We start from the raw sequence: 19,220 nt of genomic DNA on the forward strand, positions 1-19,220 counted from the left end.
CAGGTGTGACAGGCTCTTTAAGTGACTACTGTGTATCAACTGGTGGGTAATCAGATTCAGCGACTTGATTACCTCGCCGACGCGGACGGTGCGAGCTATGCTTATCCTTATACTTGATAATCTGGGACTTTAGCTTTTGCTCAACAATATCAACCGCAGCATACAAGTTAACCGTGCCCTCCTTGGCAAACATGTCTACGCCGGGCACGTCTAGACGCACCTCGCAAATATACTGGTAGCCCTCGCCGGCGCTTTTATCAAACTCCAGTACCACCTTACCCTTGGCGATGGCATGACCTTTGGGCATGTAACGATCCAGCTGACCAATCTTACGCCCTACGTAGTCCTGTAGCTTGTCGTCCAGCTCCTCGTGATGGCGAGCGGTTAACTGTAGGTTAATCATAGCGTCTTACCTCCATAGTAGGTTTGCAGGGCTTCTGGTATGGCCACAGTACCATCCTCGGCCTGATGATTCTCAAGCAACGCAATTAGCAGGCGACTGGTTGCCACGGCGGTGCCATTTAGGGTATGCACGTGCTCCAGGCTACCATCTTCCTTTCGGGCGCGAATATTTAAGCGGCGAGCCTGATAATCAGTCACATTACTACAGCTGGTGAGTTCGCGATAGCTGCCATCAACCGGGCTCCAGTACTCAATGTCGTACTTCTTGTAGGCCGGGGCACCCAGATCGCCAGCCGCAATCCGTACCAGCCGATACGGGATCTCTAGTTCATGGCAGATCCGTTCCTCAACCTCAACCAGCTTTTGATGCCATTTTTCGCTATCTTCGGGCGAGCAGAACACATACATTTCTAACTTATTAAACTGATGCACTCTGTATAAGCCCTTACTGTGTTTGCCGTAAGCCCCCGCCTCCTGGCGATAAGCCGGACTGTAGCCAGCATAGAGTAGCGGCAGCTGATCGGCTTCCAGGATTTCGTCGGCATGATAGCCGGTTAGCGGGATTTCGGCGGTAGCAATCAAGTTAAGGTCGTCGCCCTCAATCTCGTAGATCTGGCGCTCCTCACCGCGAGGGCTAAAACCGGTCCCGTTCATGGTGCGAGTGTTAGCCATATGCGGCACGCTCATTAGAGTAAAGCCCTCTTTTTCAAGCAGATCCATGGCCATGTTTACCACCGCCATCTCGAGGCGGACCAAGGCGCCCTTTAAAAAGTAGAACTTGGCGCCGGCCACCTTGGCGCCACGCTCGAAGTCAATCCAGTCGTTGGCTTCACCAAGAGTTAAATGATCCTTAACTCCGTCGCGCTTTTCGGCCTTGCCCCAGGTCCTTTCCTCACGATTATCCTCTTCCCCGCCTTCGGGTGTGTCAGTGGCAAGCAAGTTTGGAATCTGTTGCAGAACTGCATCCAGCTTTTCGGTGGTTTGCTTAAGCTGTTTTTCGAGCGGTTCAAGCTCGGCCTTGGCCTGCTGTAGGGCCTTGAGCTCATCCTCGCTAGGCTTACCCTTAACGTTCAGCTGGGCGCGGAGCTGCTCAACCTTGGCAATTTGCTGGGCGCGATCGGCATCAAGTTTGATGGCTGCCTTTATATCAACCTTAATTCCTCTCTGCTCAGCTGAGGTTTGGTAATCTTCGGGGTTGGCTCGGAGGTTTTTGATATCAATCATAATAGCTTTATTATAGCGTGCCTAAAGGCTTTTTTATAGGTTGATTGTTACACAAATCAAGCCAAACTCCGGTCTTTATTAGCTTTGTCGCTTCAAGCGTTTTGTTAGCCAATCGCGATCAAGACTGGCCAAGAACCAGCCCGCCTTTGGACCGTATAGCTTACCCAGGATGACTTGATAAAGCGCCTGGAAGGCTTCTTTGGGTTGGAGCTCGGCCTCATCTTTGGCGGCATAAATCAGCTGGTGCATGGTTTGGCCATCAATATCGCCAGAATGATCTTCAATTTTAGTAGCAAGTAGGTCGAGGAACTTCTGCTGGGCGGCGCTAAGGTCGGCTTGAGGAAGCTCTTTTTGAACCTGGAATTTTACTTCATCCGGAGCGTATTTTTCGAGCCAGTTTTTGACAAAGGTGAGTTCGGCAATAATGATATCGCGCTCGTTTTCAACCTCGTCTTTGTAATCGGTGCGGCGGAGTACTTCGAGCGTTTGCCCCTCGTCTCCCTGGGCGGCCTGATACACCTGAACCAGGTGCTTAAACGGTACGCTGGAAATCACGCGTTTGGTGTCACCGGCCACCGCAAAGTTGTAGGCATCACGAAACTCATGATCCGGATCATCCTGAACGGCAGCAAACTCATCGATTAAGTTATAGAGGCCTTGACCGGGATCAAAGATCAGCTTTCGCTCGGGGCGGCTGCGAACAATAAAGTAACGCAGGATTTCAGCCGGCATAATTTTGAGAGCTTCTTCAGGGGTAACTCCATTACCCTTTGATGAGCTCATCTTGATATTTTCGCCAGGACGATGAATGTGACCGTAGCGCGCCGCATCGTACGGCGGCTCGATGCCAAAAATATCGCGAGCAAAATCTACGCCGGTGTCGTACGAGCTACCGGAGGCGCCATGCTCTTGGGCGCCAAATGGCTCAACCTGCACGCCTAGCAGAGCCCAGCGCGCCGGCCAGTCGAGACGCCAATCGAGCTTTACTCGTCCATCATTAAATGGCGTATCGTTAATGGTTTCTTTATCTTTATTGAAAGTATTGAGCTCTCCCTTGGCAAACCGGTTGTCTTCCTGTAACACCGTTACCGGAGTCCAGTCGGCCGGTAGTTCACGGTTTGATTTTGCTTTAAAGATTTCGCGAATGCGATCAACTTTTGAAAGTGCCTGAGTAATGTACGGAGCCATCTTGCCAGGCTGATACAGGTCACGGTAGCTTCGAATAATCTCCGGCTTGATTCCCATTGGCTCAAGATGCTGCTCAAACTCAGCAAAAAAGTGGTCGGCATAGGATCCGTACTTTGAATCGGTTGGGTTTGGCACCAAACTAATTGGCCAACCCACATACTGCTCAAACTCCTTTGGTAAAAAGTCATAGCGTTTACGTAATGGGTCAAAGTCGTCCACCACGTGAAGATGGCGAGCCTGGCGACCACGCTGGCGCACCGCCCAGGTTAAGGCCTCGGCGGTCATAATCTCACGGAAATGCCCAATGTGGTATGAGGCCGATGGCGAAATGCCGCTCGACACGATAATCTCGCCGTCTGGGTAGCGGCGGATAATCTCGTCGGCGGCTAGGTCGAGCCAAAAATTGCTGGTTTTGGTTTCGCTCATATGATGTGATTTTACCTTAGTTATTGCTTTCTATAAACCAAAATGAGCCCGAGTGGGCTCATTTACCGGTGATCAAAGTCTATTTTATTCGATATGCTTGATCTTGTAGGTCATAGTGCCCGAAGGAACCGAAATCTCAACCTCTTCACCCTTGCCCTTGCCCATAAGCGCCTGGCCGATTGGTGACTCATTCGAAATCTTACCGAGCTCCGGATTGGCCTCGGTGGAGCCAACGATGGTGTACTTCTGTTCACCATCTTCAAGCTCCAAGTGTACGGTCGAGCCAATATCAACCTTGTCGGTCTTTTTGGGAGCCTTAATGATTACCACGTTGCGCAAAATCTGCTCAACCTCGGCAATGCGCCCTTCCACAAATGACTGGTGCTCTTTGGCAGCATCCCAAGAAGCGTTTTCGCTAAGGTCACCAAACTCCTTGGCCTCCTTCAGCTCCTTAGCAATCTGGGGACGCTGATTTTTGGTCAAATCCTCCAGCTCGGCCTTGAGCTTTTCAACGCCTTCCTTGGTTAGGTAAAACTCTTTTTTAGTTGTAGGTGCACTCATGTGTGCCTCCTTTCTTGTTCCCTCATTTTTTGCTTGGCATAAAAACGCCCGAGGAAAAACCTCGGTGCCAGGCAGAGTCTATAAGCTTAAAAGTAAGTGCGGACACTTACGATGTAATGTATTGTCCCGCAGCCAACGCCTAAGGTCAAGCGTTACTCTTGTTAATGTGGTTTAAAAGCAGTATTTGGGCTTAACAAAGGTAAAGTTTTTAAATACAAGCGTTGTTATTGACTGACATTAGCGTCTTTATTTAACGCAGCCGCCAGGCCGCTTAAAGCACCACGCTAGCGTTTCGCGAGTGGCCGGAGCAGCATATTGAGCGCCTTCACCCGAGTTTTCAACCAAGATAACTGTGACGATTTGCGGATCATCATACGGGGCGAAAGCGGTGAACCAGGCATGTGGCTTGCGCTTACCATTGGGATCGGTCTCGGCGGTACCGGTTTTACCGGCAACCGGTACCGGTACCTCTCGCTCCATCTGGCAGCAGGCGGTACCGTAGGATTCAGATACCACCTTGCGCATGGCTTGGCGAATGAGCTGAATATTGGCCGGGCTAATAAAGTTTTGGCGGACAACTTCGGTGCTGCTAGCGCGGATGGTGCGACCACCGGCATCTTGGACCTCTTTTAAAATATGCGGCTTCAACACATTGCCGCCGTTAGCCACCGCCGCCGTAGCCACCGCCATTTGCAAGGGTGAGGCGCGGAGGTCACCCTGCCCAACCGAAATGTTGTAGGTGTCTCCCAGGTACCACCCCTCACCACTAGCCTTCTTTTTACTGGCCGGAGTTGGTACTAGGCCGGCGGTTTCACCCGGCAGGTCAACTCCGGTCTTAGCCCCTAGGCCAAACTTGTTATAGTAAGCCGTCAACCGATCAACCCCTAAGCCGGCAATATTACCAAAACCACCACCAACGGTATAAAAGAAGACGTTTGAGCTAACCGCAATCGCTCGTGAAATGTTAACCACTCCCAAGCCACCCTCTTCGTACGAACGAAAGGTGTACTTGGTGTTGGGGTCATACCGGTTAGGCACCTCCAGCGAACCGGTATCGTTCACGGTGGTAGATGGAGAAATAACTCCTTCTTGCAAGCCGGCTGAGCCGATTAACGGCTTGATGATCGAGCCAACCGGGTAGGCTCCGCCCATCGCCTTGTTAAACAGCGGTTGCGCCGAGTCATTAAGCAGCCGGCTGTAATCACTCTGACCAATACCCTTAGCAAACAGGTTGTTGTCGTAGCTAGGCAGGTTGACCGCCGCCAATATCTCGCCGGTTTTTGGGTTGAGCGCAATCCCGCTAGCACGCGGACTGCCGCTAGCCTGCATCTGCTTTTTTATCGCTTCGGTCATCTGCTGTTGTAGCTCGGTGTCGATGGTTAGAACTAGGTTAGAGCCAGGCACCGACGGCTGCGAACTAAGCAGCTTGATTGGCCGACCCGACGCGTCGACCTCGGTCTGCTCGCGTCCGTTTTGGCCGCGTAGCTCCTTTTCGTACTGCAGCTCCACCCCTAGTTTACCGGCATAATCGGTTGGGGCGTAATCGGGGTTGCGAATTAAGTCCTGTTCGCTAACTCTACCGGTATAGCCCAATATCGCCGAGAGCAAGGTTTGGTCGCGGTAGTCTCGGATCGGGTTTACATCTAAACTAAATCCCGGTGTGGTGGCCGACAGCTGATCAAAGTCGAGGGCGGTCTCGCGCGGCACATTATCGGCAACCAGTCGCGGCTGTGTGGCCGCCAAACAGTCAAATTCGGCCCTAAACTGTGGCGTACCAGCTTTAAGCGCTTGATCTATACAGGAGCGTTCAACGCGTTGCTCAATCTCTTGCCCACTTACCCCCAGAGAAGCGCCAACGGTAGCGTAAATCTGACGACGGTGATTGATGTCACGCGGCAGCAAGCTGGGTATTACCGTAACATCAAAGCTAGCCAGGTTCTGGGCCAAGGTCACCTTGTTGCGATCGTAAATAACCCCTCTTGGCGCCCTAGTTACCTTTTGGCGCAGGCGGTTTCCGTCGGCGAGCCCAAGATTACGGTCGCCATCAATAATCTGCAAGCGAAACATTTGAATCGCTAGTACCGCCATCACCAAAAAAACCGCCCCCACAATAATAATCAAGCGGCGTCGGCTGGTAGGAGTTTCGATCACTCCCGCCTCGGCGTCGGCTGGCAGAATGGCCTCAATCCATCTTTCGTTACCACCCTGATCACGCTTAATCACTGGATCGCCCTTATGGGGTGACTGCTCGCCACCAAAACCGAATATAGGCTCTTTGGCTTTACGGCTCACAGCCAAGATCCTCGACGAAGCTCGCTGGTAATCCGCGCGCGCCGGTCGCGAGTAAGTTCGCGCACCGCAAACAAAACTCCGACCACAATCACATTAAAAATCGCTTCGATTCCGGTTCGCTGAACCACTACCGCCCAGTCGATGCCGGCGGTAGAACCAACCACTCCCAGTACAATAAATAGATTGGCGACTATTGTACTAATCACCACCACCGCGGCCGCTAACGAAAACGACTCGGCGTACAAACCAAACTGACGGGCCGAGATTATAGCGAGCGTTACCACCGTAAAGAAAGCTGTACGCAAGCCAAAATCACTGCCGCTGGCTAAATCAAGCAGTAAGCCACATAGCACGGCGCTAGCTACCGCCGTAGTGGCCCTAGCCCACAGTGCCGTCACCACCACCACCGCCAGCACCACATTAGGCATAACTCCCAGCGGTCGAACATGGCTAAACCAAGATAGCTGCAACCAGACCGCCGCCAAAAGTGCTCCAACCTGCATAACAATTGCTAGCATATCTTACCTCCGCTCCAAGTTACGGCTGCGAAACCACATAAACCACCTCTAAGCGATTAAAGGCCACTCCCGAGGTTACCTGAGCCACCTGGAACACCCCGTTGTCGCGGCGTTCAACCGTCTGCACCTTGCCAATAATCAAGCCCTTAGGTATCTCGCTGCCGGTACCGGCGGTCACCACCGTATCGCCAGGCGAAACCGTTTCGGTTTGAGCAATCTTGTCCATAACCAAACCGCCACCAATCTGGCCGTAAATGGTACCGGTTGGTCGATTTGGCGCGTCCTGGTCGAGGGCGGTCACTCGAAAAGTCGGGTCAATCACCAAAAAGACCTTGGCGGTGGTAGGCGTAACTTCTTGCACCGTACCAACCAGGGCTCCCTGACTAATCACCGCCATCCCCGACCTTACCCCATCGGTGCTGCCGCGTCCGATAGTAATAAACTGGCGAAAATTATCCGGTTGATACCCTATCACTTCGGCCCCAATTAGCTTGTCGGGTCGAACGCCACCCAGATTAAGCTGCTTGCGTAGCTCGTCGTTTTGCGCCGCAACCTCAACCTCTTGGCTCAACCGCTGCTTTAAATCGGCCACCTCACTACGAAGCTGCTGGTTTTCCTTAGCCAAGCCTCCAATCGAGGTTGCGGCGGTTAGCCAGCCGGAGGTTGACGCGCTCATCTTGCTCAAAATGCCGGCAAATGGAGCGCCAATGGTTGCCACGCCGCTCTGAACCGGACGCAACAGACCGGCCGAACCAAGCGCTACCAGCAACAAGCCAATTGCCATCAGGCCTAAAATCTTTCGCTGTACGCTACGCCCTCGCTTCATATCATTCCCGCCCTACTTAAACTGGGTTGGCACCAAGATATCCTTGAGCGTATCGATATCCTCTAGCACCAGACCGGTCCCCCGCGCCACCGCCGTTAGCGGGTCATCGGCCACGTGTACCGGCATCTTAGTTTGCTGCATCAGTAGAGCATCCAGGCCTTTAAGTAAGGCGCCGCCGCCCGCCAAAACAATGCCACGCTCCAAAATGTCCGCCACCAGCTCTGGCGGAGTCTCCTCGATCGTGATCTTAACCGCCTCAACAATCTCGCGAACACTCTTAGCTAGCGCCTTCCGAATCTGCTCATTGGTTACCTGAACCTCTTTTGGCAAACCGGTCACCAAATCACGCCCCCGCATCGGCATCGACTTAGGCTTGTCTAGCTGGTGAGCCGCTCCGACCGTTACCTTAATCTGCTCAGCGGTCCGCTCACCAATAGTCAGGTTGAACTCATCGCGAGCAAACTGGATAATGTCTTCGCTTAGTTCGTCACCGGCAACCCGGATACTGCGGCTGGCCACAATCCCACCCAGCGAAATCACCGCGACCTCGGTGGTACCACCGCCAATATCGACAATCATTGAACCGGCTGGATCCTGAATTGGCAGTCGACAGCCGATCGCCGCGGCCATTGGCTCTTCGATGAGGAAGGTCTGGCGGGCGCCGGCGTTGGTGGCGGCGTCTTCCACCGCGCGCTTTTCCACCTCGGTTACGCCGCTGGGGATGCCAACCACCACCCTTGGTCTGGCCAGCAAGTTCCAGCGCTGGGGATGCACCTTGTCGATAAAGTAGCGCAACATCTGCTCGGTAACCTCAAAGTCGCTGACAACACCGTCTACTAGTGGTCGGGTCGCCACAATACTGCTGGGAGTACGCCCAACCATCTTTTTAGCCTCGTCACCAATGGCTAATACCTGGTTGGTTTTGGTGTTAATTGCCACCACGCTTGGTTCGTTGATCACAATCCCACGGCCGCGCACATACACCAGGGTGTTAGCGGTCCCTAGATCGATCCCAATATCGTGCGAAAATCTTCCGAGTAGTCGGTCAAACAATGTCTATACCAGCGTTACCATCTTGAGTTAGTTTAACAGGTTTGAGGGGTTTGAGGCTAGGGGTGACTTAGGGCGGCTTCACCTCCATGTGCTGTTTTGTAAAATGGGCTGTTTAAAGATTTTTAAACGAGAGCAGCCGCGCGCTACCTGAGAATATTCCTTTAAAAAGTAAATTTTGGCCCTCACACCTGTTAAAAGATCCTTAAACAGGTGTTTTGCTATAATTAGAGCTAAGAGCTCTTCACATCTGACCGAAAGAAGTCGCACATGGCCATTAAACACGACTGCACTTACGAGGAGTTCGAACCCCCCGAAATTCGTCGCGTCCGCGAGCGCCTCCAGGAGCAGCTGGCCAGACAAGGCATCGCCCTCCGAGGTCGACCTCCTGTCTGGGTTGTCGGCGCCAGCATCAAGCCTGTTTCAACCAGAACCAAGTAGCTCAACGGGCCCGGGTGGAATGTTCCTACCCGGGCCGCAGTGTTTTTTATTGAGTAATAATTAGATTATTTGAAAAGTTTGAGAGCTTCGGCGTGCGAGACAAGCTTTGACTCCGCTTCGTTACGACGTTTTACTTCGACACTGTTTTCTTTGAGCGTCTTAGGGCTAACCGTTAATCGGACCGGCATACCCATCAGGTCGGCGTCGGCGAACTTGGCGCCAGCTGGAATGTCACGGTCGTCGTAAATTGTTTCAATACCCTGCGCTTTAAGGTCAGCGTAGAGCTTGTCGGCGGCCTTGACGACGTCTTCATCCTCACCGATTCGAACAATGTGAGCCTTTGCCGGCGCAATCTCTTCTGGCCAAATCATGCCTTTATCGTCGTGGAACAGCTCAATCAGTACGCCCATAACGCGCGCCGGGCCAATACCGTAAGAACCCATGATGACCGGCTTAACCGAGCCATCCTCATCGGTAAACTTGAGACCGAGTGGGTCGGAGAACTTGGTACCGAGCGTAAAAATGTTACCAACCTCGGAGGCGTTAACCTTTTCGAGCTTGTTTTTATCGAGGCCAAGATCGTTAAGGACCTCATCGGTGTAAACCTCTTCGTTGACGGCCAGCTTCTTGTCGCGATCTAGGTAAATAACATCCTCTCCGGCCTCAATTATGGCCTGGAACTCATGCGAGTACTTGCTAAAACTGCCGCCGCTGGCAAAAGTAATAAAGGTGTGGTCACCGATTCCAAGGCGCTGAAATACTTTGGTGTAAACCTCTTTCATTTTTTCGTAATACTCATCATGCTGCTTTTGGTCGCGGCTAAAGGAATAGAGGTCCTTCATAATAAACTCGCGCGTACGCATGATGCCGCTCTTGGCCCTAACCTCATTGCGGAACTTGGCCTGGAACTGGTAAACATACTGCGGCAGATCACGGTAGCTGCTAATGTTTTCAGCCATTAGCTCGGTTAGCGGCTCTTCGTGAGTAAAACCAAGACCCAGCTCGGTGTCGTTGTGCAACTTGGTGCGGAACCAAACGTCGACCTGCTTATCGTCCCAACGGTTGGTTTTTTGCCACAGTTCGGGCGGCTGCAGCGCGGTCATGGTTAGTTCCTGGCCGCCGGCTGCATTCATCTCTTCGCGGATGATGCCAATAATGCTGTTGAGCGTCTTGAGGCCCAGCGGCAGCATAACGTAAGCACCGGCCATCTGCTTATGAACAAAGCCCGCTCGCAGCAGTAGCTGAGCGCTAATTGCCTCCTCATCCCTGGGAGCTTCACGTCTAGTCTTGGTAAAAAGTTGAGATAGTTTCATGTTTAGCTTTGGCTGATTGCAATAAAAGCAATGTAGTTATTAAAGGCGTGCAGTGCGATTCCTGGGATGATCGACCCAAGCCGTACGTACAAGAAACATAGTACCAGACCAATCACGAAGGTGTATACAATCACATTGGGCTGAACGTGAGCCAAGCCAAACAAAAAGCTCGATATGGCCGCCCCGGCGATTAAGCCAAATCGCTTTGATAGGGCTGGAAAGACAAAGCCACGAAACACCGTTTCTTCGACAAAAGCCGGTAGAACAACCAAGACCACCGGCAGCCACCCTCTCAAGCTGGTTGCCAAGCCATCAAAATCGTTGGTCTGCGGCTCATCTGGATTAAAACCGGGAACCAGCAGTTGCACAACGACGTACAGTATTTGCACCACTAAAATAAAGGCGATGAATAATCCGCCAATATACAGCAGCGCCTTCCACCAGCTAAACCCGCGAAAGCCAAGGTCGCGCCAGTTTGCACCGGTTCGATGTAAAAGGTAACCAATAATCGCTAACGACCCAATGGCATCAACGATAGCAAAGATTAAGTTCGCCTCCGGCTTATTGGAGTTAATTAGCTCATTAAATGGCTGGAAAACAGGGAACAACCCGGCTGCAACGGCGAACCATACATAAAAAGCAAATGGCAGAACCACCCAAGCGCCAGCAAACAAAGCCAAGGCATGTCGGGCGCTCCATGGCACCGAGCGTAAACGCTGAGCGGTGCTAGTACTAGTTGAGGCGCTGGATGTCGACAAAGGTCACCACGACCATTAAGGCGATTAAAGCGGCAAAACCAATGGTATGTACGGTAGCCTCAAAGCGTTCCGACAGCCGTCGGCGGGTAAGCTTTTGGGCAGCGATTAAGGTCCAGCGCCCACCGTCTAGGGCGGGCAGCGGTAGAGAGTTTAGCACCGCTAACGATACCGAGATTGAGGCGACAAACAACAGTACGTACGACACTCCAAAGTAAGCCATGTTGGCCAAAATCGACACAATTCCAACCGGACCGGCTACCTGCTGACTCACCTGCCCCTGCGTTAGCAAGCCGGCTACCAAACCACCAAAAGCCGCCAGTGTAGCCCACACCATCTGGGCGGTCAAACCGGCCGCGGTGATTACCGCGTCTACCGGACGATACTGTAGCTTGTAGGTTTGAATTGGTGTGACTCCAAGTTGGCCCTGTTTTTCGTCAGCGCCACGCAAAGTAGTTGTAATGGTGCGAGTGCCCTGGTCACCTGCAACCTCAAAGCTAACCGTTTGGCCGGCCTGAGCCTTGGTGAAATCAAGCAACTGCTGCTCCGATTCCAGGGGCTGGCCGTTGGCGCTTAACACCACCTCTCCCCGCTCAATTCCCGCCTTAGCGGCCGGTGAATCTTTGGCGACCGATACCACCATTACCTGTTTGGGCTGATCGTAGGTTGGTTGGCCAAAGCTAAACTGATTGGCCAGTACCGGTGGCAGCCCACTAATACATAGTCCGAGCAAGATGATGTAAGCGGCAACCAAGTTCATGGTGACTCCGGCAAACAAAATCTTGGTCTTTGACCAAAAACTGGCCGCGTTAAAACTGCCAGCCCCTTGGTCTGCCGTATCCTCACCCTTGAGTTTGACAAATCCGCCCAACGGCAACCAGTTGATTGAATAAACCGTCCGGCCGACTTTTTTGCCAATAGCGCGGGGCGGGAAACCAAAACCAAACTCCTCTACCTCAACCCCGCTACGCCTGGCCGCCACAAAATGACCCAGCTCGTGCACAAACACCAGTAGTCCAAAAATTGCAATTACTAACAGAATAATAAGCAAGCTCATCTCCTTCTATTGTAGCTAACTTGACGCCCTAGGGCTATACGCCAAAGTTACGTTTACGTTTGGCGTACTCGGTTAAGGCCGCGTCAAACTCAGCCTCATTAAAGTCGGGCCACATTACATCGCTAAAGTACAGCTCGCTGTAGGCCGACTCCCAAATTAGGTAGTTGCTTAAGCGCTGCTCTCCCGATGTCCGGATAATTAAATCTGGGTCGGGAATACCGGCAGTTGATAAGTGCTCCCCAAAGCTAGATTCGTCAACCGACTTTACCCCGCTGGCCAGCAGCTTGTTGACCGCCTCTACAATATCGCGGCGCCCACCGTAGTTAAAACAAATATTAATGGTGCCGCCGCTGTTGTGGCGAGTAAGTTTTTGCAACTTGTCAAAGCCCTCCAGCAGACCTTCATCAACCCCTTCGCTGGAGCCAATAATATTAATGCGGATGCCTTTATCGTGCAGGCGTTTGCCCTCTTCTTTTAGGACCCAACCCACCAATTTCATCAAATAACCAACCTCTTCTTCGGTGCGAGACCAGTTTTCGGTCGAAAAAACGTAGCCGGTCACGTACTTCACCCCTCGGTCAAAGGCCAAGTCGGCAATTTTGAGCAGGTTTTGGTAACCAGCCTTATGGCCCTCTTTGGTTTCGAGCCCTTTAGCCTTGGCCCAGCGGCGATTGCCATCTGGAATTACAGCGACATGAGTGGGTGTGGTAGGACTGGTTTGCGACATGATTGGTATTATAGCGCGGACGGATTAAACCGTCATGAGCTCGGCCTCTTTGGCCTTGGCAATATCGGTAATTTTTTGCTTGTACTGGTCAATCTTTTTGTTAAGTGACTGTTCGGCAAACTTCATATCATCCTGAGTCGCCTGCTTGTCCTTTTCTAGCTTTTTGACCTCATTAAGCACGTCATGGCGAATGTTGCGCAAGCTAATGTTACACTGCTCCACCTTGTTGCCAAGTTCTTTAACGATCTGGCGGCGGCGCTCCTCGGTCATTGGCGGGACATTCAAGCGCACAGCGTTACCGTCGCTAGCCGGGTTAAGACCCAAAGCCTGGTCCTCGCGAATGGTCTTTTCGATTACCGCTACCAAGTTCTTATCCCACGGGCTAATGGTGATGGTTTGTGCATCAGGTGTGGTGATGGTGGCTACGGCTTTAAGCGGCGTCTGCTGACCCCACTGCTCCACCATAATGTTTTCGACCATGCTGGTCTGGGCTCGACCGGTTCGCAAACTGTTGAGTTCATCTTTAAGATGCTCAATCGCCTTATCCATCCGCCCATCGGCGGCGCTCACCACCTGTGTCACCATTTTACAGCTCCCCGCCTAGCTCAATGCGCTTAAACTGACGAATCACAATTCGTTCACCCAGCTTAGACGACAGATCGGTCATCATTTGCTCAATGGTTTGATCGCCATCCTTAATAAATGGCTGCTTGGTTAAACAAACACTTTCGTAAAACTTAGCCAACTTACCATCAATAATCTTATCGGCAATCTCGGCTGGCTTGCCTTCAACGTCAACCGCAAACACCTCTTTTTCCTTAGCAATCTCTGCCTCTGGCACACTCTCTGGGTCCAGGTACTGGGGGTTAGCAGCGGCTATCTGTAGCGCCATATTGCGAGCAAACTCCTGAAAGTCCTCGGTGCGAGCCACAAAATCGGTCTCACAGTTGACCTCAACCAGGACACCAATCTTGCCACCGTGAACGTAACTCGCGATGGTGCCTTCTTTAGCCTCGCGGTCGCCACGCTTGGCCACCCGGGCGGCACCCTTTTTACGCATGGCGGTTACCGCGGCTTCAAAGTCACCACCGGCTTCAACCAAAGCCTTTTTGGCGTCCATCATGCCGGCGCCGGTTAGCTCTCGCAGTTTCTTAATATCGGCTACTTCTACGCTCACTTAACCTCTCCTTCTTTTTTGGTATCTTCTTTAGCATCCTCAACCGGAGCCTTTTGGGCATGTAGTTTAGCGCCTTCAGCGACGGCGGCAGCGATTCGGCCGGTAATCAACTGAATCGACTTGATCGCATCATCGTTGGCTGCAATTGGGTAGTCGGCCAAATCCGGGTTGGCGTTGCTGTCGGCCACACCAATCACGGTTAGACCCAAGTTACGAGCCTCGGCAATGGCAATGTGGTCACGCGTCATGTCGACCACAAAGACCGCCTTTGGCAGCTCGTCCATCTTTTTAATACCGCCAAAAATACGCTCCAAATGGTTCTTTTCGTTGGTCAGGTCCAGGACCTCTTTCTTGTTGTACTTACCAGCAAAGTCACCCGACTCCAAGCCAGCTTCAAGCTCCTTAAGTCGCTCCACGCGACTGCGAATGGTACGGAAGTTGGTCAAAAGACCACCCAGCCAGCGCTCGGTTACATAAGGCATACCGGCAGCCTCAGCTTCCTTTTTAATAATCGCTTGGGCCTGGCGCTTGGTGCCAACAAATAGCACGCTGCCGCCGTCTTCGGCAATCTTGCAAGCGGCCTTTTCCGCCTCCTCAAGCTGCTCAGCGGTCTGAGTTAGGTCAATAACGTGAATACCGCTGCGAGCCCCAAAAATGTACGGGCGCATCTGCGGGTTCCAACGACGAGTCTGGTGGCCAAAATGAGCACCAGCTTCCAATAACTGTTTAATAGTTTGATCTGCCATAAATTGTCTCCTTAGTCTTTGCTTCAGGCGACCGCTGAGTTTTAGGTTCGGCGGAGGATTGATGCCTGAGCTGTAACGTTAATCAATGCAACTTGGTTAGAATACCAGATTTGAGAGGTTTGGGCAAGCTATTGAGCCGGCCGCACCCACATTCGTTCAACCCAACCATTTCTGGGTTCTTCAAACGTATCATCGGTTGAATTAAATCCAAGCTTTTTGAGGATTTTTACGCTTGGAGCATTACTATCTTCACAAAATGCCACGAACTCTGTTATCTCCATACTAGTCTGAGCCATCTGCATTAAGGCTTGAATTGAAGCGGTAACGAGGCCCCTGCCCCTCATCGAAGGGTCGAGAAAATAACCAAAACCGATCACGGTTGGGTTGGGCGTTCCGGACATGTAGCCATTGTCCTGCCATAAGTTGACCCAACCCACCATATTATCTTGCTGCACAAGGGTGTAGCGAAGGATATCAGGCTTACTTTGGCCTCTCCTAATCTCATTGACCACATCTGCCTCGTTGAGCATTTTGGAGGCCACAGTGACACGGTCGCGTATGCTCGGATCAGCCTCGAGTATTTCAATAGTCCTTTTAGCATCAGATTCCTGTACTAACCTCAGGTAGACATCATCTTGCACTTGGACTTTTTGTAGTGCCGGAATTTGGTGTAAGTCTCTTGCAATATTTTTTGGCTTTGTCATACCAAAACTATACTATAAATTTTTGAGATCAGAATTCGTTAATATTAGTTGTTTACGATAAATAGGCCTGGTGGATACGGTCTCACGACGAGGGGCCGAGCTGGTGCTATACTTTGGCTTCGTCACCCGCTGTATTGGGGTTCGATTCCCCATAGCTCCACCAGGTTAATAAACAAAAATAGCCGCCCGGAGCGGCTATTTTTGTAGTCAGTGTTGTCGGGCCAGTGCCACAGCTCCACCAGATACATTCGATACCTTTGTATCGATTTGATTGTAGCGCATTCTACTCCTTGACGCCATCCCCTTTTTCAGGTAAGATGGTCGAGTTATGAAAACCGATATTCATCCGACATTATTCGACACCAAGGTGCACTGCAACGGTTGTGATACCAACTTCACTACTCGCGCCACGGTGCCAGAGATCACAGTTGAGATTTGTTCGAACTGTCATCCGTTCTACACCGGCAAGCAAAAGCTGGTGGATACCGCTGGTCGCGTTGAGAAGTTTGAGGCTCGCCGTAAGGCCGCCGAGGCCAAGAAGGCCGCTAGCTTAAAGGCAGCCGATGTTAAGGCTGAGCGTGAGGCCAAAAAGGCTCAAAAGAACGACCCTGAGCTTAAGGAAATTGCCGAGGAGCTCAAGGATCAGACCATTGATGAGCCAGCCGAGGTTGATGCTCCGGCTCCAGAAGCTGAGACCGAAAAGACCGATTCAACCGAATCTTAAATAATTATTAAACTTAGCAGCACGTTCGTTATTCGGCGTGCTGTTTTGTTATGATGGAGTACAGATATGGATGCCACCGAGCAAAAAACCCGCGAGGAGTACGGTCAGCTAGAACAAAAGCTGATGGATAGCTCGTTGTTTGGTACGCCAGAATACGTAAAAGCGGCTAAGCGTCAGACCGAGCTAAAGCCCTTGATGGCGCTGTACGATGAGCGACGGCTGGTTGAGGATGATTTAAAGGCGCTGGAAGATCCAGAGATGGCCGAGCTAGCCGCTGGCGAACGGCCAGGCCTAGAGGCGCGGTTGGCCGAGGTTCAAGACAAGTTAAAGGTAGCTCTGGTGCCCAAAGATCCAAATGACGGCAAAAACGTAATTATTGAGATTAGGGCCGGGGCCGGCGGTGATGAGTCGACCTTGTTTGGCGCTGAGCTTTTTAGGGCTTACAGCCGCTACGCCGAAGCTCGTGGCTGGAAGGTAGAGGTTGATAGCGAAAGCCCCAGTGATGTTGGTGGCTACAAAGAGATTGTGTTTGAGATCCGCGGTGACGGTGTCTATGGCGACATGAAGTACGAGTCGGGCGTGCACCGCGTCCAGCGCGTACCGGCCACCGAATCGCAAGGCCGAGTTCATACCTCGACCATAACCGTTGCGGTACTGCCGGAGGCCGAGGAGACTGAGCTGGCGATCAACGAGAATGATTTGCGCATCGACGTGTTTCGAAGCGGTGGCCACGGTGGCCAGAGCGTTAACACTACCGACTCGGCGGTGCGTATTACTCACCTACCTACCGGCACGGTGGTAACCTGTCAGGACGAAAAGAGTCAGCTTAAAAACAAGCAAAAGGCTATGGGCGTGCTACGCTCTCGCCTGCTGGCCCAAAAGCTTGAGGCCGAGCAGCGCGAAAACCGCGAGGCGCGCCTGGCTCAGATTGGCACCGGCGATCGTAGCGAAAAGATTCGCACCTATAACTTCCCCCAAGACCGCATTACCGATCACCGTATTGGCCGCACCCAGCACGGTCTCCCGCAGTTTATGGCCGGTGAAATTAGCGGCATGATTGAGGCCCTAAAAGCCGAAGATCTTAAACGGGCATTAGAAACTGCAGGCCTGTAATGACGGTTGGGCAGCTAATTGAACAAAGCGTTGCGCAGTTAGAGGTCGCCGGGGTTACCGGGGCAAGACTGGACGCCCAGCTGCTAATTGCTCATGCGGTCGGGCGCAACCGCGCCTGGGTGATGGCTCACCCGGAGTTTGAGCTAGGCTTAGATCAGCTAGAGCTAGTAAAAGACTTGATGCAACGACGTGCTCAGCGTGAGCCGGTCGTTCATTTAACAAACAAGCGTGAATTCTACGGTTTAGAGTTTTACATTAACGCCGATGTGCTCACCCCTAGAGCCGAAACCGAACAGATGGTTGAGTGGGCGGTAAAGAGCGCCCCCAAAGACTCCCGCTTAATTGACGTTGGCACCGGTAGTGGCGCGATCGCGGTGGCGATTGCCAAGCAGCGGCCGGACCTCAAGATTATGGCAACCGATGTTACCGACGAGGCTTTGGCGGTGGCGCGGCAAAATATTGCGGCTCACAAAGTTCAGGTTGAGCTGGTTAAATCCGACCTATTTGAATCGGTTAAGGGTGAGTTTGATACGGTGGTAACCAACCTGCCCTACCTGCAAGATGACGCCGAACTGATGCCCGAGGTGCAAAAGGAGCCGGCGGTGGCTCTGCACGGCGGAGCGGACGGCCTTGATCTGTACCGTCGCTTTTTGCAGCAGCTGCCCTCGCACTTACGCCCTGGCGGCTATCTGTTTACCGAATGCGACCCCTGGCAGCACGCCGGCTTAATTGAAGCCGCTGCAAATCAGCAGCTTTTACTGCAGCAAGAGGGTTATTTTATTTTGGGATTTCAGCTCGCGAGCTAAACTACTGCCGAGGCGCCTCACCCAGCGTTACCTCAATTGTCTGCTGCTGGCCATCACGCCACACCGTCAGCTTAACCTTATCTCCAGGCTTGTAATCGTTAATTAAGGTTGAGAGACTGTGATCTTCATCAATGGTCTTGTTGTTAACCTTAATAATAATGTCGCCCTCTTTTAATCCGGCCTTAGCGGCGGGACTGTCGGCCGCTATTGCGGGCTGACCCTGACTGCTGGTTAAGTAGGCACCGGCGGTGACCTTAAGGTCGTTACTGGCGGCAAACTCCTTGGTTACAGGTATGTAGCGCACTCCAATGTAAGCCTTTACTATCTTCCCCTGGGTTTTAACCGTTTCTAGCTGGGCTGCAATTTGGTTGATGGGAATAGCAAACCCTATACCCTGGGCATTACCCGCCACAGCGGTATTGATACCAATCACCTTACCGGTCAGATCCACCAGCGGACCACCCGAGTTGCCAGGATTAATGGCGGCATCGGTTTGAAAAAGATTCTGGAGCTGCTCAACCTTGTTGCCCTGCTGATCACCGGCAGCCACCGGGCGCCCTAAGCCCGAAATGATACCGGTGGTAACGGTGTTTTCAAACTGCCCAAGCGCGTTTCCGATCGCCATAACCTGCGTACCAACCTGAATCTTTGATGAGTCACCTAGCTCAGCCGCTTTTAGCCCACTGGCTTTGATCCGTAAAAAGGCAGTGTCATTTTGGGCGTCACGCGCCACCACCTGCACATCCTTATACTCCTTACCTTCCGAGGTAAAAACGGTTAGATTACTGGCACCTTCAATCACATGGTTGTTGGTGATGATCAAGCCATCCGAACTGGCAATAACCCCAGTACCGGCGCCCTGGGTGGTTTGTGAGGCCCCAAAAAAGCTAAAGCCGGTTGATTCCGAGGTGATCGAGACCACACTCGGTGAGACCTTTTTTGCCACCTCGATCGTGGCCGAACTTTGTTCTAATAAGATTGACTGTTTGCTAACAGGAATCAAGCCCGGCACCAGCCGAGCCAGTCCAAAAGTGGTTAAAGACCCGCCAATAATGCCGCAGATCAATGCCACTAGTACAAATCGCCCGGCAAATGGACGGGGCGTTAGCGGATTTGATTTAGTTGGTTTTGCCTCGGTATCTGTCATCCGATTATACTCCTCTACCCCTT

Annotated in this window: 20 protein-coding genes; 3 read left to right on the forward strand and 17 right to left on the reverse strand. The window is 52.2% G+C overall.

All coding sequences use genetic code 11. The features are described from left to right. Positions 1–25: 25 nt before the first annotated feature. The 16 genes from raiA to EPO04_01810 form a co-directional block, all read right to left on the reverse strand. On the reverse strand, positions 26–403 hold the full coding sequence (raiA, locus tag EPO04_01735) for a ribosome-associated translation inhibitor RaiA (GenBank protein TAK88819.1): 378 nt from the start codon (positions 401–403) through the stop codon (positions 26–28). Continuing rightward, positions 400–1,626: a serine--tRNA ligase gene (locus tag EPO04_01740; GenBank protein ID TAK88820.1), complete on the reverse strand. Its 1,227-nt coding sequence runs from the start codon at positions 1,624–1,626 to the stop codon at positions 400–402. Before EPO04_01740 ends, raiA begins: the two co-directional genes overlap by 4 nt. Before the next feature lie 78 nt (positions 1,627–1,704). Further along, positions 1,705–3,240: a lysine--tRNA ligase gene (gene lysS / locus EPO04_01745; protein TAK88821.1), complete on the reverse strand. Its 1,536-nt coding sequence runs from the start codon at positions 3,238–3,240 to the stop codon at positions 1,705–1,707. Positions 3,241–3,324: 84 nt separating this feature from the next. Continuing rightward, positions 3,325–3,801 (reverse strand): transcription elongation factor GreA, encoded by a 477-nt coding sequence (gene greA, locus EPO04_01750; GenBank protein ID TAK88822.1) that lies wholly within the window; start codon positions 3,799–3,801, stop codon positions 3,325–3,327. 246 nt (positions 3,802–4,047) lie between these two features. Beyond that, positions 4,048–6,093 carry a penicillin-binding protein 2 gene (mrdA, locus tag EPO04_01755; protein ID TAK88823.1) on the reverse strand — a complete coding sequence of 682 codons (2,046 nt, stop codon included), beginning with the start codon at positions 6,091–6,093 and terminating at the stop codon, positions 4,048–4,050. Continuing rightward, positions 6,090–6,611 (reverse strand): hypothetical protein, encoded by a 522-nt coding sequence (locus tag EPO04_01760; protein TAK88824.1) that lies wholly within the window; start codon positions 6,609–6,611, stop codon positions 6,090–6,092. The genes mrdA and EPO04_01760 overlap by 4 nt, the downstream gene beginning before the upstream one ends. Positions 6,612–6,630: 19 nt before the next feature. Further along, a complete protein-coding gene (mreC, locus tag EPO04_01765; GenBank protein ID TAK88825.1) occupies positions 6,631–7,437 on the reverse strand; it encodes a rod shape-determining protein MreC in 807 nt (268 codons plus the stop codon). A gap of 12 nt (positions 7,438–7,449) precedes the next feature. Then, positions 7,450–8,490, reverse strand: a complete 1,041-nt coding sequence (locus tag EPO04_01770) for a rod shape-determining protein (GenBank protein ID TAK88826.1) — start codon at positions 8,488–8,490, stop codon at positions 7,450–7,452. A gap of 503 nt (positions 8,491–8,993) precedes the next feature. After that, entirely contained in the window at positions 8,994–10,241 is a 1,248-nt protein-coding gene (locus EPO04_01775; GenBank protein TAK88827.1) for a prolyl-tRNA synthetase, read from the reverse strand. Between the two features lie 2 nt (positions 10,242–10,243). Continuing rightward, positions 10,244–10,999, reverse strand: coding sequence for a CPBP family intramembrane metalloprotease (locus tag EPO04_01780; GenBank protein ID TAK88828.1), 756 nt, complete (start codon positions 10,997–10,999; stop codon positions 10,244–10,246). Beyond that, a complete protein-coding gene (locus EPO04_01785; GenBank protein ID TAK88829.1) occupies positions 10,974–12,053 on the reverse strand; it encodes a PDZ domain-containing protein in 1,080 nt (359 codons plus the stop codon). Before EPO04_01785 ends, EPO04_01780 begins: the two co-directional genes overlap by 26 nt. A 34-nt stretch (positions 12,054–12,087) precedes the next feature. Beyond that, positions 12,088–12,780, reverse strand: coding sequence for a di-trans,poly-cis-decaprenylcistransferase (gene uppS, locus EPO04_01790; GenBank protein ID TAK88830.1), 693 nt, complete (start codon positions 12,778–12,780; stop codon positions 12,088–12,090). 24 nt (positions 12,781–12,804) lie between these two features. Further along, a complete protein-coding gene (locus EPO04_01795) occupies positions 12,805–13,365 on the reverse strand; it encodes a ribosome recycling factor (protein ID TAK88831.1) in 561 nt (186 codons plus the stop codon). A 1-nt stretch (position 13,366) separates the two neighbouring features. Beyond that, positions 13,367–13,957, reverse strand: a complete 591-nt coding sequence (tsf, locus tag EPO04_01800; GenBank protein TAK88832.1) for a translation elongation factor Ts — start codon at positions 13,955–13,957, stop codon at positions 13,367–13,369. Next, positions 13,954–14,703, reverse strand: a complete 750-nt coding sequence (gene rpsB / locus EPO04_01805; protein ID TAK88833.1) for a 30S ribosomal protein S2 — start codon at positions 14,701–14,703, stop codon at positions 13,954–13,956. The genes tsf and rpsB overlap by 4 nt, the downstream gene beginning before the upstream one ends. A gap of 128 nt (positions 14,704–14,831) precedes the next feature. Further along, a complete protein-coding gene (locus EPO04_01810) occupies positions 14,832–15,407 on the reverse strand; it encodes an N-acetyltransferase (GenBank protein ID TAK88834.1) in 576 nt (191 codons plus the stop codon). A gap of 328 nt (positions 15,408–15,735) precedes the next feature. On the opposite strand from EPO04_01810, the gene EPO04_01815 reads away from it, so the two are divergent. The 3 genes from EPO04_01815 to prmC all read left to right on the forward strand — a co-directional run bounded on the left by EPO04_01815 (position 15,736) and on the right by prmC (position 18,050). Further along, positions 15,736–16,131: a 50S ribosomal protein L31 gene (locus EPO04_01815; GenBank protein TAK88835.1), complete on the forward strand. Its 396-nt coding sequence runs from the start codon at positions 15,736–15,738 to the stop codon at positions 16,129–16,131. A gap of 66 nt (positions 16,132–16,197) precedes the next feature. After that, a complete protein-coding gene (locus EPO04_01820) occupies positions 16,198–17,244 on the forward strand; it encodes a peptide chain release factor 1 (GenBank protein ID TAK88836.1) in 1,047 nt (348 codons plus the stop codon). Next, positions 17,244–18,050: a peptide chain release factor N(5)-glutamine methyltransferase gene (gene prmC / locus EPO04_01825; GenBank protein ID TAK88837.1), complete on the forward strand. Its 807-nt coding sequence runs from the start codon at positions 17,244–17,246 to the stop codon at positions 18,048–18,050. The genes EPO04_01820 and prmC overlap by 1 nt, the downstream gene beginning before the upstream one ends. Before the next feature lies 1 nt (position 18,051). On the opposite strand, the gene EPO04_01830 is transcribed toward prmC, so the two are convergent. Further along, on the reverse strand, positions 18,052–19,197 hold the full coding sequence (locus tag EPO04_01830; protein TAK88838.1) for a PDZ domain-containing protein: 1,146 nt from the start codon (positions 19,195–19,197) through the stop codon (positions 18,052–18,054). Between the last annotated feature and the right edge of the window lie 23 nt (positions 19,198–19,220).

The organism is Patescibacteria group bacterium (assembly GCA_004297735.1).
Taxonomy (GTDB): domain Bacteria; phylum Patescibacteriota; class Saccharimonadia; order UBA4664; family SCTI01; genus SCTI01.

What these genes read in the sequence shown, in the direction of transcription:
- raiA (TAK88819.1), bottom strand. Translation starts at nt 403, where the DNA reads ATGATTAACCTACAGTTAACCGCTCGCCATCACGAGGAGCTGGACGAC.
- EPO04_01740 (TAK88820.1), bottom strand. Translation starts at nt 1,626, where the DNA reads ATGATTGATATCAAAAACCTCCGAGCCAACCCCGAAGATTACCAAACC.
- lysS (TAK88821.1), bottom strand. Translation starts at nt 3,240, where the DNA reads ATGAGCGAAACCAAAACCAGCAATTTTTGGCTCGACCTAGCCGCCGAC.
- greA (TAK88822.1), bottom strand. Translation starts at nt 3,801, where the DNA reads ATGAGTGCACCTACAACTAAAAAAGAGTTTTACCTAACCAAGGAAGGC.
- EPO04_01760 (TAK88824.1), bottom strand. Translation starts at nt 6,611, where the DNA reads ATGCTAGCAATTGTTATGCAGGTTGGAGCACTTTTGGCGGCGGTCTGG.
- mreC (TAK88825.1), bottom strand. Translation starts at nt 7,437, where the DNA reads ATGAAGCGAGGGCGTAGCGTACAGCGAAAGATTTTAGGCCTGATGGCA.
- EPO04_01775 (TAK88827.1), bottom strand. Translation starts at nt 10,241, where the DNA reads ATGAAACTATCTCAACTTTTTACCAAGACTAGACGTGAAGCTCCCAGG.
- EPO04_01785 (TAK88829.1), bottom strand. Translation starts at nt 12,053, where the DNA reads ATGAGCTTGCTTATTATTCTGTTAGTAATTGCAATTTTTGGACTACTG.
- uppS (TAK88830.1), bottom strand. Translation starts at nt 12,780, where the DNA reads ATGTCGCAAACCAGTCCTACCACACCCACTCATGTCGCTGTAATTCCA.
- EPO04_01795 (TAK88831.1), bottom strand. Translation starts at nt 13,365, where the DNA reads ATGGTGACACAGGTGGTGAGCGCCGCCGATGGGCGGATGGATAAGGCG.
- rpsB (TAK88833.1), bottom strand. Translation starts at nt 14,703, where the DNA reads ATGGCAGATCAAACTATTAAACAGTTATTGGAAGCTGGTGCTCATTTT.
- EPO04_01810 (TAK88834.1), bottom strand. Translation starts at nt 15,407, where the DNA reads ATGACAAAGCCAAAAAATATTGCAAGAGACTTACACCAAATTCCGGCA.
- EPO04_01815 (TAK88835.1), top strand. Translation starts at nt 15,736, where the DNA reads ATGAAAACCGATATTCATCCGACATTATTCGACACCAAGGTGCACTGC.
- EPO04_01820 (TAK88836.1), top strand. Translation starts at nt 16,198, where the DNA reads ATGGATGCCACCGAGCAAAAAACCCGCGAGGAGTACGGTCAGCTAGAA.
- prmC (TAK88837.1), top strand. Translation starts at nt 17,244, where the DNA reads ATGACGGTTGGGCAGCTAATTGAACAAAGCGTTGCGCAGTTAGAGGTC.
- EPO04_01830 (TAK88838.1), bottom strand. Translation starts at nt 19,197, where the DNA reads ATGACAGATACCGAGGCAAAACCAACTAAATCAAATCCGCTAACGCCC.